12 protein-coding genes are annotated in these 15,146 nt (G+C 70.1%); 2 read left to right on the top strand and 10 right to left on the bottom strand.

Annotation, left to right across the window (positions count from 1 at the left end; all coding sequences use genetic code 11):
- Positions 1 to 2 precede the first annotated feature (2 nt).
- The 7 genes from RKD23_RS38600 to RKD23_RS38570 form a co-directional block, all read right to left on the bottom strand.
- Positions 3 to 1,262: an SLC13 family permease gene (locus RKD23_RS38600; RefSeq protein ID WP_424858435.1), complete on the bottom strand. Its 1,260-nt coding sequence runs from the start codon at positions 1,260 to 1,262 to the stop codon at positions 3 to 5.
- A gap of 155 nt (positions 1,263 to 1,417) precedes the next feature.
- Positions 1,418 to 2,497: an endo-1,4-beta-xylanase gene (locus RKD23_RS38595; RefSeq protein ID WP_424858009.1), complete on the bottom strand. Its 1,080-nt coding sequence runs from the start codon at positions 2,495 to 2,497 to the stop codon at positions 1,418 to 1,420.
- 53 nt (positions 2,498 to 2,550) lie between these two features.
- Positions 2,551 to 4,773, bottom strand: a complete 2,223-nt coding sequence (locus RKD23_RS38590; RefSeq protein ID WP_424858008.1) for a beta-glucosidase — start codon at positions 4,771 to 4,773, stop codon at positions 2,551 to 2,553.
- 49 nt (positions 4,774 to 4,822) lie between these two features.
- Positions 4,823 to 5,659, bottom strand: a complete 837-nt coding sequence (locus tag RKD23_RS38585; protein ID WP_424858007.1) for a carbohydrate ABC transporter permease — start codon at positions 5,657 to 5,659, stop codon at positions 4,823 to 4,825.
- Positions 5,656 to 6,645, bottom strand: coding sequence for a carbohydrate ABC transporter permease (locus tag RKD23_RS38580; protein ID WP_424858006.1), 990 nt, complete (start codon positions 6,643 to 6,645; stop codon positions 5,656 to 5,658). Before RKD23_RS38580 ends, RKD23_RS38585 begins: the two co-directional genes overlap by 4 nt.
- A gap of 5 nt (positions 6,646 to 6,650) precedes the next feature.
- Positions 6,651 to 7,988, bottom strand: coding sequence for an extracellular solute-binding protein (locus RKD23_RS38575; RefSeq protein ID WP_424858005.1), 1,338 nt, complete (start codon positions 7,986 to 7,988; stop codon positions 6,651 to 6,653).
- Positions 7,989 to 8,113: 125 nt separating this feature from the next.
- Entirely contained in the window at positions 8,114 to 9,175 is a 1,062-nt protein-coding gene (locus RKD23_RS38570; RefSeq protein ID WP_424858004.1) for a LacI family DNA-binding transcriptional regulator, read from the bottom strand.
- Between the two features lie 257 nt (positions 9,176 to 9,432).
- Here RKD23_RS38570 and RKD23_RS38565 point away from each other — a divergent pair, with 257 nt between their 5' ends.
- Positions 9,433 to 9,858 (top strand): N-acetyltransferase family protein, encoded by a 426-nt coding sequence (locus RKD23_RS38565; protein ID WP_424858003.1) that lies wholly within the window; start codon positions 9,433 to 9,435, stop codon positions 9,856 to 9,858.
- Between the two features lies 1 nt (position 9,859).
- Here RKD23_RS38565 and RKD23_RS38560 read toward each other — a convergent pair whose 3' ends face one another.
- Positions 9,860 to 10,108, bottom strand: a complete 249-nt coding sequence (locus tag RKD23_RS38560) for a hypothetical protein (protein WP_424858002.1) — start codon at positions 10,106 to 10,108, stop codon at positions 9,860 to 9,862.
- A gap of 1,096 nt (positions 10,109 to 11,204) precedes the next feature.
- Here RKD23_RS38560 and RKD23_RS38555 point away from each other — a divergent pair.
- A complete protein-coding gene (locus RKD23_RS38555; protein WP_424858001.1) occupies positions 11,205 to 11,597 on the top strand; it encodes a nuclear transport factor 2 family protein in 393 nt (130 codons plus the stop codon).
- A 564-nt stretch (positions 11,598 to 12,161) separates the two neighbouring features.
- Here the strand turns inward: RKD23_RS38555 and RKD23_RS38550 are convergent.
- Together RKD23_RS38550 and RKD23_RS38545 are read right to left on the bottom strand one after the other, a co-directional pair.
- Complete coding sequence (locus tag RKD23_RS38550; protein ID WP_424858000.1) at positions 12,162 to 13,196, bottom strand: excalibur calcium-binding domain-containing protein; 1,035 nt, start codon at positions 13,194 to 13,196, stop codon at positions 12,162 to 12,164.
- 256 nt (positions 13,197 to 13,452) lie between these two features.
- Positions 13,453 to 13,986 (bottom strand): 2'-5' RNA ligase family protein, encoded by a 534-nt coding sequence (locus RKD23_RS38545; protein ID WP_424857999.1) that lies wholly within the window; start codon positions 13,984 to 13,986, stop codon positions 13,453 to 13,455.
- Between the last annotated feature and the right edge of the window lie 1,160 nt (positions 13,987 to 15,146).

The raw sequence follows: 15,146 nt of genomic DNA, 5'->3' as shown, positions 1-15,146 counted from the left end.
GGTCAGCCTCCTCCGATCACGGTGAGCGAGACCCACAGTGCCGGCACCGCGGCTCCCAGGCTCGCGGGTACCGCGTACACGCCGAGCCGGGTGAACTCCCGCAACTCGACCTCGCCCTCGTGGGCATGGACGATACGCCGCCACAGCAAGGTGGCCAGCGAGCCCGCGTAGGTCAGGTTGGGGCCGATGTTCACCCCGAGCAGGACCGCCAGGACCGCGCCGGGCCCCGACGGGACGGTCAGCGGCAGCAGCACCAGGACCGCGGGCAGATTGTTGATCACGTTCGCGAGTACGGCGGCCAGCGCGGCGACGGCGAGCAGCTCGGGCAGACCGGTGCCACCGGGGATCAGGTGCCCGAGAGCCTCGTCGAGCCCGTTGTCCACGACCGCCCGGACGACGACTCCCAGCGCCAGTACGAAGGCGAGGAAGGGCACGGAGACAGCGCTCACCAGCGCCCGAGGAGTGGTACGGCGCCGCAGCAGGGCCCTGACGGCGAGGGCCAGTGCTCCCGCCAGGGCCGCCCAGGCCGGGTCGACCCCGATGGCCGAGGTCAGCACGAACCCGGCCAGTGTGCACGCCACGGTCACCAGGGCGAACATCGGCAGCGGCGGGGGCGCGCCGGTGGTTGCCGTCTGGGCCCCGGCGTCCAGGTCGGTGGCGAAGAAGCGGCGGAAGACCAGGTACTCGACGGCGATCGCGGCCACCCAGGGCAGTGCCATGAGCGCGGCGAACCGGGTGAAGCTCAGCCCGCTGGCGGTGAACGCCAAAAGGTTGGTCAGGTTCGAGACGGGCAGCAGCAGTGAGGCCGTGTTCGACAGGTGGGTGCAGGCGTAGACATGCGGTTTGGGGCGTGCGCCGAGCCGGGCGGCGGTGGCGAACACCACCGGTGTCAGCAGCACCACCGTGGCGTCCAGGCTGAGCACCGCCGTGATGGCCGACGCGGCCACGAACACCTGGGCCAGCAGCCGGCGCGGCCGGCCGGCGGCGGTGCGCGCCATCCACGCCCCGCATGCGCGGAACAGCCCGTCGTCGTCACAGAGCTGAGCCAGTACGAGGACGGCCGCAAGGAAACCGACCACTGGGGCGAGCCGTTCGACCTCGTCCAGGGCGGCGTCCGGTGAGATCGCCCCTGTGACGATCACCAGGGCCGCCGCCGGGACGGCCACCACCGCCTCGGGCCAGCCGAAGGGGCGGACGATGGCGCAGGCCAGCACCAGGACGAGCAGGGCCGCGGACAGTGTCTCCGCGAGCTGGGTGTTCAGGATCTGTTCCTTCCGCGCGGCGGCGGACGGGCCGCCTGTACTTCACAGCGAAAGGTACCCCGCTCCCCCCTCAGGTCCGCGCAGGGACAAGGGTCGCCCCCCGGGCCGGCCCAGGCACCTGACAGGCCTCAAGGCCGGCCGGGGGGCGGCCGGGGTTACGACCGGGCCGCCTTCAGCGCGTTACGGATCGCGTCGTAGGCGGGCTTGTGATTCAGGTTCTCGTCCCACGGCAGGGCCGCTCCCTCACCGGGGAAGACCGCGGGGATCCACGAGTGGCGGTCCGTGTAGCCCCACAGGGTGATGCCCACACAGCGCCGTACGGCCAGGCAGGCGTCGGTCACCTGTCCGTACCAGTCGGCCTGTTCGGCCAGCTTGGTCTCGTCGGAGGGCAGGATCATGCGGATGTCGAGTTCGGTGACGGCGACGTCGACGCCGAGGTCGGCGAAGCGCTGGAGGTTCTCCTTCAGGCCGCCGGGGAAGCCGTACTGGAGGGCGAGATGGCCCTGCAGTCCGAACCCGTCGATCGGGACCCGGTCCTTCTTGAGCTGCTTGATGAGGGTGTAGTACGCGTCCGACTTCGGGCCGAGGGCCTCGACGTTGTAGTCGTTGAGGTAGAGCTTGACCTTGGGGTCGGCGGCGCGGGCCCAGCGCAGGGCGTCGGCGATATAGCCGGGTCCGAGGGTCTTGTAGAAGATGTTCTCGCGGTAGGTGCCGTCCTCGTTCATGATCTCGTTGGCGACGTCCCACGCGAAGACCTTGCCCCTGTAGTGCTTCACCACGTGCGTGATGTGGTTCTTCAGGATGGAGCGCAGTTCGTCGGCGGTCCAGGTGCCGGAGGTGAGCCAGTCCGGGAGCTGGGAGTGCCACAGCAGGGTGTGCCCGCGCACCTTCAGGCCGTTGGCGCGGGCATAGTTCACGATCTCGTCGCCCGCGGTGAAGTCGAAGACGCCCCGCTGCGGTTCGGTGGCGTACCACTTCATGCCGTTGCCGGGGGTGGTCTGGCCGAACTCGGTGCCGAGCACGTCGGCGAACGCGGTGTCGGCGAGCTCCGGGTTGTCGACGGCGGCGCCGAAGTAACGGCCTGACTGACGGGCCAGTTCGTGCAGCGTCTTCGGGTGCTTGGCGCCGTCGGTGCCGGCCTGGGCGGCGGGCGCCACGGCGAGGCCGAGCAGCAGGGCCGCGGACGCGGCGAGCGCGGCCGATCCGACGCGGACACGGCGTGCGGGTGTGCGCATGGTGCATCTCCTCAACTGGGGAACATTGCTGGGCGGGGGGCTGGTCGGTGGGATCACTTCACCCGGAGCTCGCAGCGCATCCGCCGCTCGTGCCCGACCTCGCGTACCGGGCCGGTCAGGGTGAGCGGCACGGCGTGGTGGACGTGCTCGCTGGATGCGGCGACGCGCAGTTCGAGGGCGCCCGGTTCGACGACGCGGCGGCCGTCGGCGCCGGTGTACGCGGCGAGGTCGGCCGGGAACGTGGCGTGGACCTCGGCCGACGCGCCGGCGTCGAGCGTGACGCGGACGTAGCCGACGAGCCGGACCTCGGGGCGGGCGACGGTGCCGACGGGGTCGTGGAGGTAGAGCTGGACGACCTCGGTGCCGGGCCGCTCGCCGGTGTTGCGGACGGCAAGACGCAGCGTGGTCTCGCCGTCGGTGGGCAGTTCGGGGGCGTCGCACTGGGGCGTGTCCCAGGCGAACGTCGTGTAGGACAGGCCGTGCCCGAAGGGGTAGAGAGGCGTCGGGTCCACGGTGCTGGGGAAGCCGTGCCGGCCGAGCGGCGGGGCGAGGTAGGGCGCGGGCTGGCCGCCGGGGGTGCGCGGCACGCCGACCGGCAGCCGCCCGGACGGCTCCACGCGCCCGGACAGGACGCCCGCGACGGCGCCGCCGCCTTCCTGCCCGGGGAAGAACGCCTGGACCACGGCGGCGGCCCGGTCGGCCCAGCGGCCGAGCGCGTAGGGTCTTCCGCTGAGTACGACGATGACGACCGGCACGCCGGATGCCAGCGCCTCGTCGAGCAACTCCGCCTGGCCATAGGGAAGTTGCAGGTCCTCTGCGTCGCATCCCTCGCCCGACGAGCCGCGCCCGAACAGACCCGACCGGTCCCCCACCACGGCCAGGCAGACTTCGGCCGCCGCCGGCTCCTCGACGAACACGGCGCCTGGCAGCTCGGCACGCAGCGCCTCGGCCAGGGTCGGCACCTCGATCCCGGCCGGCAGTTCGGGATGGTGCACGCCCACATGCCGGGGAAACGTGTAGCAGCCCAGCATCGCGGCCTGCTCGTCAGCCAGCGGGCCGAGCAGCGCGATGCGCAGGCCGTCGCGCAGCGGCAGCACGCCCGAGTCGTTGGCCAGCAGGACGACCGACTCCTCGGCTACCTTGCGTGCCAGGTCCCGCATGTGCGGGGGGTTGAGGTCGACGGGCTCCTCGCCCGTGACGGGCTCCCAGTCGGCATCGAGCAGGCCCAGTTCGCACTTCTGGGTGAGGACGCGCAGCACGGCCCGGTCGAGCAGGTCCTCGGGGAGCGGGTCCGCGGGGCTGAAGCAGCGGGCCGCCGGCAGTTCCACGTCGACCCCGGCCGTGAGGGCGAGCCGTGCGCACTGCTGCTCCCCGTCGGCGACCCGGTGCGCCTCCTCCAGTAGCGAGACGCCGTAGTAGTCCGAGACCACGGTGCCGGTGAACCCCCACTGCTCACGCAGGAGTCCGGTGAGCAGTTGGGTGTGGGCGTGGGCGGGAAGGCCGTCGATGTCGTTGTAGGCGGGCATCACGGACCGGGCGCCGCCGTCGCGCAACGCCATCTCGAACGGCGGCAGGATCACGTCGGCGAGTTCGCGCGGGCCGAGCGAGGCGGGCGCGTGGTTGCGGGCGGCGCGCGAGGCCGAGTACCCGGCGAAGTGCTTGAGCGTGGCGACGATCCCGGCGGTCTCGAGACCTCGCACATAGGCGGTGCCGATCGTGCCGACGAGGTACGGATCCTCGCCGATGCTCTCCTCGGTGCGGCCCCACCGCGGATCCCGTACGACGTCCAGGACCGGGGCGAGGCCCTGGTGGACGCCGACCGCGCGCATCGAGGTACCGATGGCCCGGGCCATCTCGGTGATCAGTTCGGGGTCGAAGGTGGCGCCCCAGGCGAGCGGGGTGGGGAAGACGGTGGCCTGCCAGGCGGTGAACCCGGTCAGGCACTCGTCGTGGGCGATCGCGGGCAGCCCGAACCGGTTGCCGTCGCGGATCACGCGTTGCAGTCCGGCGAGGCGGGCCGCGCCCTCGGCGGGGTCGACGGGAACGGTGCCGAAGGGGCGGGTGAGCTGGCCCAGGCCGTAGGGAAGGAGCGCGTCGAGGGCGGCGCTGCGGGCCGCGTAGGTGTGCTGGCCGGGCGCGACGTCGGCCCCCTCGGTGTCTGCGCCAATCCAGACGCTGGACAGCTGGGCGGTCTTCTCCTCGGTGGTCATCCGGGCGAGCAGGTCCGCCGCCCGGACGTGGGCGGGCAGGGTGGTGTCCTGCCATGGCTCGACCATGGAACTCCTCAAGTACGTCGCTGGTGAAGGGGTCTGGCCTGGGCGGATCTCAGCCCTTGGTGGCGCCCATCGTGATGCCGCCGATCAACTGCCGTTCGGCGACGGCGTAGAAGGCGAGGGCCGGCACCATGGCCAGGACGAGATAGGCGAAGACGCGGGCGATGTCGGTGGCGTACTGGCCCTGGAACTGCTGCACGCCGATGGGGATGGTCCACCAGGTCTGTTCGCTGAACACCAGCAGCGGGAGGAGGAAGTTGTTCCAGCTTCCGACGATGGCGAGGATCGACACGGTGCCGAGGGCGGGCCGCGCCATGGGCAGCAGGATCCGCCAGAAGAAGCCGAACGCCGAGCAGCCGTCGAGGGTGGCCGCCTCCTCCAGCTCGCCGGGGATCTCCCGGAAGAAGCCGCGCAGGATGACGATGGTCATGGGCAGACCGAAGGCCGCCTGCGGCAGGATCACCCCCCATGGGTTGTCGAGCAGCCCGAAGGTGCGCAGCAGGACGAACAGCGGCAGGATCGCCACGGCGAACGGGAACATCAGCCCCGCGGTGAACAGGGTGAAGAGCAACTCCCGCCCGCGGAAGGCGAATCGGGCCAGCGCGAAGGCGGCGAGGGCCGCGGTGCCCACGGTCAGTACGGCCGTTGCGACCGCGATCAGTGTGGACGAACCCAGCATGCGCCAGAACGAGCCGGAGGCGAGCACATCGGTGTAGTTGGACGCCACCCAGGGCGAGGGCAGTCCGAAGGTGTTGCTGGAGAGCTGATCGGTGGACTTGAACCCGGACACGAACGCGTACAGCAGCGGCGTGACCATGACGACGCCGACCAGCCAGACGATCACGTACAGCGGTGCGGAGCGCAGCCTTCTGCGCGTGCCCGCGCTCATCGTGAGGCTCGCATGGTGGTGAGGGCTCCTTCGGTGTCGCGACGCAGCACGGAGCGCTGGTAGATGAGGGCGAAGACGAGGCTGATGAGGAACATGCCGATGCTGATCGCGCTGGCGTAGCCGATCTCGAAGCGCTTGAAGCCGAACTGGAACATGGTCACGGCCATGGTCTCGGACTGGTGGTCGGGGCCGCCCTGGGTGACCACCCAGACCAGGTCGAAGAGCTGGATGGCGCCGATGACGGAGAGGAACACGCTGATGCGGATCGTCGGTCCGAGCAGTGGCAGGGTGATGTGGCGGAAGCGCTGCCAGGGGCCCGCGCCGTCGATGCGGGCCGCTTCGTGCAGTTCGGCGGGGATGCCCTGCAGTCCGGCCAGGTACAGCATCATGTGGAAGCCGAAGTACTTCCACGTCATGACGAGGAACAGGGTCGGCAGTACGTGGTCCTGGTCGGCGAACCACAGTCCGCCGAGGCCGTCGAGGCCGATCGAGCCGAGCACGTTGTCGGCGAGCCCGTCGTCCGGGGCGAAGATCATGGAGAACAGGACGCCGGTGATGACCTCGGACAGGACGTACGGGGCGAAGAACAGGGTCCGGTACAGGGCCCGGCCGCGTAGCTTCTGGTTGAGGAGCACGGCCATGCTGAGCGCGAACGGCAGCTGCACGCACACAGAGAACAGCACGAGCAGCAGGCCGCGCCACAGGTCGCCCAGGAAGACCGGGTCACGCAGGAGCCGGCTGTAGTTGTCGAGCCCGACATAGTCCGAAGGGGCGCCGAAGCCGCCCCAGTTGAACAGGCTGACGTACAGGGCGTACAGAATCGGGGCGAGCACGAGCACGCCGAACAGCACCAGGGCGGGCAGGGTGAAGCTGAAGGCGCTGAGCCAGTCGATGGTCCGGCGGGCCCGCGACCGGCCCGCCCCGGTGTCCGGCTGCTTCGGCGCGGCGGGGGCGGTCGCGGGGTCCTTCACGTACGTGGAAGCCATCGCGGTCACTGGCTCTTCGCGACCTGGGTGACCGAACGGGCCACCTGCTCGGGCGACTTGGATCCGGCGATCAGGGCGGCCACCGAGTCGTTGATCTCCTGTCCGACGGCGGGCGGGTACGCCTGGTCGAGGTAGAGCTGGAAGCCGGTCGCCTTGCCGAGGGCTTCGGAGACGAACTTGAGGTTGGGGTCGGTCAGGGCGCTCGTGGCGTCCTCGACGACGGGCATCATCGAGGCCTTCGAGACAAGGAGGCGGTCGGACTCGGCCGACATGAAGAAGTTCAGGAAGTCCACGGCAGCCTTGGGCGCACCCTTGCGCACCGCGTAGCCACCGCCTCCGCCGAACACGTCGGTCTGTGCGCCCTTGCCGCCGGCGACTGCGGGGAACGGGAAGAATCCGAGGTCCTTGCCGATGCCCTTGCCCGCGTCGGCCTGCACGACGGGCGCCCACTGGCCCATCAGCTCCATCGCCGCCTTGCCGTTGCCCATCGCCGCCGCCTCGCCGGTGGGCGTGGAGTACGCGGCGCCGAGGAAGCCCTTCTGGAACGGCTCGAGCGCGACGAGTTCCTCGAGGTGCTCACCCGCCTTGACGAAGGCGTCGCCGGTGAAGTCCTTGGCGTCGGCGGCCGCCTGCATGCCGTCGATGCCGGCGATCCGCATGGCCAGGTAAGCCCAGTAGTACATACCGGGCCACTTCTCCTTGCCCGCGAGGGCGATGGGGGTGATCCCGGCGCTCTTCAGCTTCTCGATCGCGTCGAGGTAGTCGGCCCAGGTGGCGGGCGGCGCCTGGATACCGGCCCGGGCGAACAGTGCCTTGTTGTACCAGAACCCGACGGCGCCGATGTCGAAGGGCACGGCGTACGTCTTGCCGTCGAACTGGTACGCCTTGACCGACGCCGGCACGAGGGTGTCGGTCAGGGAGCTGATGGAGGGCGTGAGGTCCTCGACCAGGCCCGCGTCGATCTGCTGCTTGAGAACGCCGCCGCCCCAGGTGTGGTAGATGTCCGGCAGTTTTCCGGAACTGGTCAGCGCCGTCATCTTCGACTTGTAGGCGTCGTTCTCCATCGTGACGAGCTTGATGCGCACATCGGGGTGCTTGGCCTCGAAGGCCTTGGCCCGCTCGGGCCAGACGCTCTTGGAGGGTTCCGTGGTCTGGATGTTCCACCATTCCACGACGGTCCGGCCCTGGCTGTCGGTGGTGGTGGACCCCGAGTCCGAACAGGCGGACAGGCCGGCCGCCCCCAGGCCCACCGCTGACGCGGTCCCCAGGAACCGGCGGCGGGAGAAGGAGGAGGACGAGGCGCCGGATACGGGCGTGACGGCTCGGCGAGCGGAGGCTGACATGGCCTACCTTCCGGAAAATTTCCGATAACTGTGCGGAGATGGCCATGGAAGTTACGGGCACGCAAGAGGGGTGTCAACGGCCTTGACAAAAAAGGCCGTTGACACCCCCGGAGCGTTACCTTCCGTTAGACGCGGCGTGGCGGTGCGGTGCTCGCGCGGACCACCAGCTCGGTCGCCAGTTCCACGCGCGGCGAGGCCGGCTCGACGCCCCGCGCGAGGTCGAGGAGCATCCTGGCGGCCAACTTGCCCATGTCGGACAGGGGTTGGCGAACCGTCGTCAGCGGAGGCGCGCACCAGCGCACCTCGGGCAGGTCGTCGAAGCCGACGATGCTCATGTCCTCCGGCACCCGAAGCCCCCGCCGCCGCAGCGCCTCGATCGCTCCGAGCGCCATCTGGTCGCTCGCCGCGAAGATCGCGGTCGGCGGTTCGTCGAGGTCCAACAGCCGTCCCGCGCCGGTGAATCCGGACTCGTGGTAGAAGTCGCCGGGCACGGTCAGGGCGTTGTCGACCGCAACCCCCGCCACGTCGAGCGCCGCCCGGTAGCCGTCGAGCCGGGCGCGCGAGCACAGCAGCCTGGACGGTCCCTCGATGAACCCGATCCTGCGGTGTCCGAGCTGGAGCAGATGCTCGGTCGCGGCCATCCCGCCCGTCCAGTTGGTGGCGCCCACGGTCGGCGCCTCGGTGGCCGGCGAGCCGGCCGGGTCGATCACCACCAACGGCACACCCAGGCGGCGCAGTTCGTCGTGGATCCCCGGTTCGAGCACCGACGTCACAAGGATCACGCCGTCGGACGGGCGCGCCCGCAGATTGGTCATCCACTGCCGCGCCGACCCCGCCCGGTCGTGGATGGCGGAAACCACCGTGCCCACACCGGCCTCGTGCGCGACCTCCTCGACGCCCCGGATGATCTCGACGGCCCAGGGACTGTCCAGATCGTTGAAGACCAGGTCGAGGAGGACCGCCCTGGTACCGGACGCGGCCGGGCGGCGACGGTAGCCGTGCCGGTGCAGCAGGTCCTCGACCCGGGCACGGGTGGCGGGCGAAACGTCCGAGCGCCCGTTGACGACCCGTGACACCGTCGGCACGGACACCCCGGCCTCCCGCGCGATCTCCGTGATCGTCACCTTCGGCGCCTCCTCCGGGCCCCGCGTGCCTGTCTTGCGCTGAGCGCCTTCCCCGGCCACCATCCCCACCTCCCTGGCTGTCCGCCCGGAAAAATCTCCGGGCACTTCCGGAAACCGTAGGTCATGCCGCCGACCACCCGCCGCTCACCCCGCGCCTTTGTCCGACCGATCGAACACACCTCTACCCTCCGCCGCGCCGGCCCTCCTCCGTCGGGGGCGGACAGGGTGTGGCTGCCTGTCCGGAGTCGACCGTGGCGAGCACTGCGCGAACCGTTGACGCCGGCTCAGGTCGCCCGTATGGTCCGGCTACACATTCGTAATTGCGACCGAATATTTCGAGGAAGCCTCCCGTTCTTGGAGGCGACCGCGACCTTCGGTCGTTGCACCTGCCGGCCCTGGTGCAGGAGTTCGGTTCCACCTGCCTGGTCGCCCGGGCCGAGGACCGAATCCGCGGGCACGTCGGGTTCGTCACCCCGGCCGGCACCGGGTACGTGCATCTGAGTGCCACGCGGGATGATGCCCGTGGCACCGGTCTCGGGCGTCGCCTGTACACAGCGTTCGCCGAAGCAGCCGAACTTCACGGTGCACGCAAACTGAAGGCGCTCACGTCGGTCGAGAACACCAGCTCGATCGCCTTCCATCGCAGCCTCGGCTTCGACGTGAAGATCGTCGACGACTACAACGGCCCCGGCCAGGCTATGACCGTCTTCCACCGAGACCTGCCGCTCAACGCCTCGCGGCCCTGACTCACCGACAGTCACCGGCAATCGCTCGCTGGGATATCGCTTCGCTCAGCGTGGGACCCGGAACGAAATCCGCGGCCAGCCACCGCGTTTCGGCATCCGGGTCGGCACCGGTCACCGAGGCAACGCCGGGACCCTGGACCCGCGCGACGAGCCGGACCTCCCGGGCGAAGCGCCGCCGGAACTCAGGGTCGTGCGCGCGCTCGGGATGCACCACCTTCAGGCTGATCCGCCGCCCCGTAGTGGAGATCACCTGCCCGGACCGGGCCGGCGCCTTCCTCCGAGGGTGCCCGCCGCGGTGCCAGACGCTCATGCAGGTCGCCGACCGGTTCCATCTGTGGCAGAGCCTCGGCCGGGCCGTGGAGACTTGCGTCGCCGCCCACCGCGACCGCCTGCGCAACCCGTCGCCCAGCGGCATGCTGCCCGGCGCCACCCGGCTGGCTTCCGGTCGGCCGCAGAACGACGCTGAGCCCGTCAGCCGACGGGCCGAGCGGAAGAAGGCAGCACATACCCTGGTCCACGAGCTCCTCGCTCAAGGCCAATCGCGCCGGGCGTTTGCCCCGCACCTGGGCTGGGGTCTCAACACCTTGCTCCGTTACGCAAACGCCACACTCTGGCAGGTCGCTTTCCGCGAGAAGCGGCCCCGCTCCAGCAGACTGGACCCCTACAAGCCCTACCTGAACGACGCTTCGCCGACGGATACACCAGCGTCACCCGACTGCACGGCGAGCTGGTTGCCGAGCACGCCCCGGTCACCTACGGCATGATCCGCGCACACATCGCGACCTTGCGCCGGGTTCCCGCCGCGGCGGCGCCCCGGCCGCCGACGGTGCGGCAGGTGACCGGCTGGCTCACCCGTCACCCCACGCCCCCTGACCGAAGAGGACCGGGCTGGCCTGAAGGAGGTCCTGGCCGCTGCCCCGAACTGGACAAGGCGGCCGGCCACGTCCGTGACTTCGGCGAGATACTCACCGACCGCCTCGGCCCACACTCCCCACCTGGATCGACGCAGTCGACACCAGCCAGCTACCGGGCCTCACAGGCTTCGCACTCCACCTGCTACGAGACCTCGGCAAGATGATCCTGCGTCAATTGGCGTCCCCGGCTGCTGCCCAGAATCGGCGTCAGAACCCTTGACGGCCCTGGGCTACTCGCCTGGAGAAGCATCGGGAAGCTCCTCGTGGAGGGCCCCCAGGTCAGCCGGTCACCGTGCTGCGAGTCATGGCCATCCATGGGGCAACCAAGTCCGAACGACCGCACCCAACCGGGTGGCCGGGAATGGTGACCGGGCGTGGCCGCTGCCCTCCAAGTTCTTTGCCGGGCATTCTTGTGGGCTCAAGGAGGCTTCCATGACCGAACATCCCAACATCGCTGTGTTCAGACGCGCCATGGACGCCTTCTCGACAGGCGACATGGACGCTCTGGCGGAGGTGTTTCACCCCGACGTGCAGTGGCACATCGCCGGCCAATCCCCGCTCGCGGGCGACTTCCAGGGCCGTGATGCCACCTTCGCCGCATTCGAACTCGACTTCCGGCTGTCCGGCGGTACTTACCGCCCGCAACTCCACGATGTGCTCGGCAATGACGCGCACACCGTCGCCCTGCTGCACGCCACGGCGTCCCGTGAGGGTAGGCAGCTCGACATGAACTACGCCATCGTGTTCCACATCAGCGACGGAAGGATCACCGAGGGCTGGGAGCTGTGGGCTGACCAGAGGGCGTTCGACGCCTTCTGGTCGTAGCGTCCCGTTCTGTCGTGTGAACCACTCTCACCCAGTGGGCCCCGGCCCGCATCCGTACGCGCTGGCGGGCAGGGGTGTCCCGCGTCGACGACACTCAGTGCTGTCAAAAGTCTGAGGTCAAGCGTCAAGGCGTACGCGGGCTCACGGGAACCACCCCCGCACACCGATGTCCGCGTCGCCGTCGAGGGCGGCTTCCTCCAGATCAACCCCCACAACGGCGCGAACTACCCGGGCCAGGAAACCAACCCGGTGCACATTATCCCCGCCCACCTCGTCCGCCGCGTCACCTACCGGACAGATGCACCCGGCGAACCACTCCCCATCACCGTGCGGGTGTACTGACCCGTCCCCCGGCAGCACCGGCCTTTACGACTGTGCACACCCCGACTTGACCGAGCAGCGGGCAGGTCAACGATGCGTCCACCGGGCTCTTGAGGAGCCTGCGGCGGCATTACGTTCGTCGAAGGGAACGGCTCGTCCGCACCGCCTCAGGCCCTGGCCCCATTGCCCCGTCGCACCCCGGCCGTGCTCCTCCCCCGTCAGCGGGTCGGCCGGGGTGGCGGGTCAGGACCAGTCGCAGGCCTTGCCGTCGCCGTCGCGGTCGAGGTCCGAGCGGTAGCCGGGCTGGCCTCGGTAGATGGGCGCCTTGCCGGCAGCGCGGACCGCGTCACAGTTCTTGTAGTAGACGAACCCACCAGAGCCGCTCGTGCCGGAGTCGTCGCCCGAGCCGCCACGCTCATAGTCCGGGTCGGGGTCCGGGTGAAGCCGCGCGAACTCCTCGGCCGGGCAGGACAGTCCGGGACGGACCAGGGAAAGGCGGACGGTGATGTACGCGGGATTCTCCAGCGTCTCCCCCGCCTCCGGGTCCTGAAAGCAGATCCGCCAGTCGGCGTGGTCGACGGCCAGGTCGACGTCCGTGTAGGCGCTCGCGGCCTCCACGCGGTCCGGGCCGGCCGCGCGGACCGCTGCGGCGCCTGCCTGGAAGGTCCTGCCCACGACGTCCGGCATCCGCTCGAAGACGATCGGCGCCCCGTCCGACGGCGGACAGAGATTGCCGCCGTCGACAACGGCGAACTCGATCCGTGCCCTCCGCTCGCCCCGGGTCACCGTCGTCCCGGCGGCCGGCTCCTGAAAGCACACCGTCCAGTTCGAGTCGACGAACTGACTCCTGTCGTCCTCGGTCGCGTCGTGCGACCGGGCCCAGAAGCCCGCCTCGTACGCCGCCGTCGACGCCTCTTCCAGGTTCTGGCCCCGGTAGTCGGGAACCACGACCGGGCGGGCGGCCGGGCTGGTAGAGGGCGCGCTGGGTGCGAAGGCGGTCGGCGTCGCCCGCGAGCGTGCCCCCGCTTGCGCCGTCGCCGGCTTCTCGGCCGGCGGATCGCTCGTTCCCACCGCCACGAACCAGACGGCCGACAGCACCGAGGCCAGCGCCTTCCTGCCCACGCCCCACCGGGTGCGCCAGGCGAGGATGATCCCGGCCGGCGGCATGAGCACCAGACAGAACACGACGAAACCCGGCCGCCGCCACCAACTCACCGCACCCGGCGCGGCTTGCTGCGCCATCGGGGCCGCCGAGGCCACGTCGCCCGGCTTGCCCAACGACACCCCGTCCCTGTCCCGATCCCGACCTCGTTCCACGATTACGGAACACTCCCCTCCACTATGTTCTTCGCGCACCTTACGACCTGCCTGATCACCGGCCCCCACGGGGCCTCTCAGGGCAGGTGACCTGGTAAGTGATGGCCTCCGGCCAAGCCTGAGTCAGTCAGTGCTGCGGGAACAGGGTTGGCCTACTCCCCCGAAGCCACCGGGTCCGCGGCCAGCTCTACTTCGGCGCGGCACCACGGTGGCTGCCTCACGGGCGGGGACCCAGTACTTCCAGGGCACCGGTCTGGGTGTCGTAGCTGCGCAGGGTGACGAGCTGGGCCGTTTGCGGCGGTGCCGGGAGCAGTTCAGGAACCCTTCTGTCCGCGAAGGCACCGGCACGCCGAGTCCGGCCGAGGGTGACATGCGGTCTCCACTGGCCGGGCTCGTGGAAAGGGTTGAGAGCTTCGGGCGGGCTGTCCGAGGCCAGCGCCTCCCACACCCGGCGGTGCAAGCCGGCCAGCGCGGAGTCCACGTGCAGCGCCCAGGCCAGCACCGAGGTGGGCCGCTCGAAGCGGATCACGCCGGTGAACTGTACCGGCAGCGGCAGGACGGCCGCGACCTCGGCGAGCTCCCAGCGGATGGGAGCGGTCAACTCCGGGCAGGCGGCCAGGGTGAGGTGCGGACTGTTGGTCGGGGAGCGGTGGCGCGCCTCACTGGGCAACCCCGCGTCCGCGAGCCGTCGCCAGGCCTCCCGGACCGCAAGATCCGCCGCCTCATCCAGCAAGAGCTCGACCGTACGCACCGCCGTAGACTACCGGCGATCGACTGCCTGTTGCCCGCCAGGCGGGCCGTCAGGCCGGGTGGTCGATGAGCTCACCGGTAGGCCCGTCGGCTCGCGCCGGGTCACACCGCGACTGCCGTGCCTGGGCGTGCAAGATGATGTCGGACGCCCCGCTGCTGTCGGTGCACGCCGCCGTGGTGTTCTTGAGGGCCGTCATCAACGGCTTCGTTATTGGCGGGCTGATGTTCCTCCACGACAAGTCGCGCGTGATGGCGCCAGCGGGGCCCGGGGGCGGGACGCACCTGTGCCTCATCGGGGCCCGAAGCGATTGGCAAGGACGGCGATCCATAGTGCGATCCATGCAGTGACGACGCTCAAGGCTGCGAATACAGCGTCGCGATCTCGCGCGGTAGCTTGCCCACAAGCCTTCGGCGAGCTGAGCGGCCCCGTACTCGTCGGCTACGCGGCCAGCTTCTTCAGCTCGGCCAGTTCAGCGAGTGCTGGATGTCGCTGGCGCGGAAGTGAGGGAACGACTTCGCGATCCGGTCCACGGTGGCCGGCAGCAGGCCGAGGACGAGGCCGGTTTCGCGCAGTTCCCTATTGAATCGGCGTGTTGAAGCCGATCAAGAGGGGTGCGCTGCGCTCAAGGCGAGTTGGCGTGTGTACTGGGTACCGCCCGAGGTCGAACGCGGCCGGCTCGCGAAGACGCGGTGGGCGTGGTCGATGTCGGCTTGCGCGGGCACACGAGCGGCGTGCCGCAGCGAGGCCGGGTGGGGCGGCCGGAGGATCGGAACGTCGCCTTCATAAGGCTGCTGACGTCCTCCGGATTGCGGCGGGCGAGGGCGGGTCGCTGCTGACATCGTTCGCGGCGATGAACAAGGAGTGGCATCGGACCCAACGCAACTCCGGGCGCTGGTAGGGGGATTCACCCCGCCGCTCTATACTCCCTGTGCTCTACCGGCGGGACCGGCCTGGAGACACGGGGGAAGCATGGCGGAAGCTGCGGATACATCGCTGACGATGGACGTCCTGGCCGTGGTCGGGCCCGCGCTGGCGCTGCGAGCGGCGACCCTACCCCTGCTGACGCGTGCTCAGCGGGCCATACGGAGACAGGTATCGGCGGACCCGTCCACGCCGCCCCGGACTGTCCCGGGAGCGGCGGCGGGAGAGCTGGCACTGGG

Origin of the sequence: Streptomyces sp. SAI-170 (genome assembly GCF_049739565.1) — a bacterium.
Taxonomy (GTDB): Bacteria; Actinomycetota; Actinomycetes; order Streptomycetales; family Streptomycetaceae; genus Streptomyces.
This window is presented reverse-complemented; position numbering and strand designations above follow the sequence as displayed.

Excerpts from the sequence above, each read along its gene's own strand:
- RKD23_RS38595 (WP_424858009.1), bottom strand. The coding sequence starts at position 2,497 with ATGCGCACACCCGCACGCCGTGTCCGCGTCGGATCGGCCGCGCTCGCC.
- RKD23_RS38590 (WP_424858008.1), bottom strand. The coding sequence starts at position 4,773 with ATGGTCGAGCCATGGCAGGACACCACCCTGCCCGCCCACGTCCGGGCG.
- RKD23_RS38585 (WP_424858007.1), bottom strand. The coding sequence starts at position 5,659 with ATGAGCGCGGGCACGCGCAGAAGGCTGCGCTCCGCACCGCTGTACGTG.
- RKD23_RS38580 (WP_424858006.1), bottom strand. The coding sequence starts at position 6,645 with ATGGCTTCCACGTACGTGAAGGACCCCGCGACCGCCCCCGCCGCGCCG.
- RKD23_RS38575 (WP_424858005.1), bottom strand. The coding sequence starts at position 7,988 with ATGTCAGCCTCCGCTCGCCGAGCCGTCACGCCCGTATCCGGCGCCTCG.
- RKD23_RS38570 (WP_424858004.1), bottom strand. The coding sequence starts at position 9,175 with ATGGTGGCCGGGGAAGGCGCTCAGCGCAAGACAGGCACGCGGGGCCCG.
- RKD23_RS38555 (WP_424858001.1), top strand. The coding sequence starts at position 11,205 with ATGACCGAACATCCCAACATCGCTGTGTTCAGACGCGCCATGGACGCC.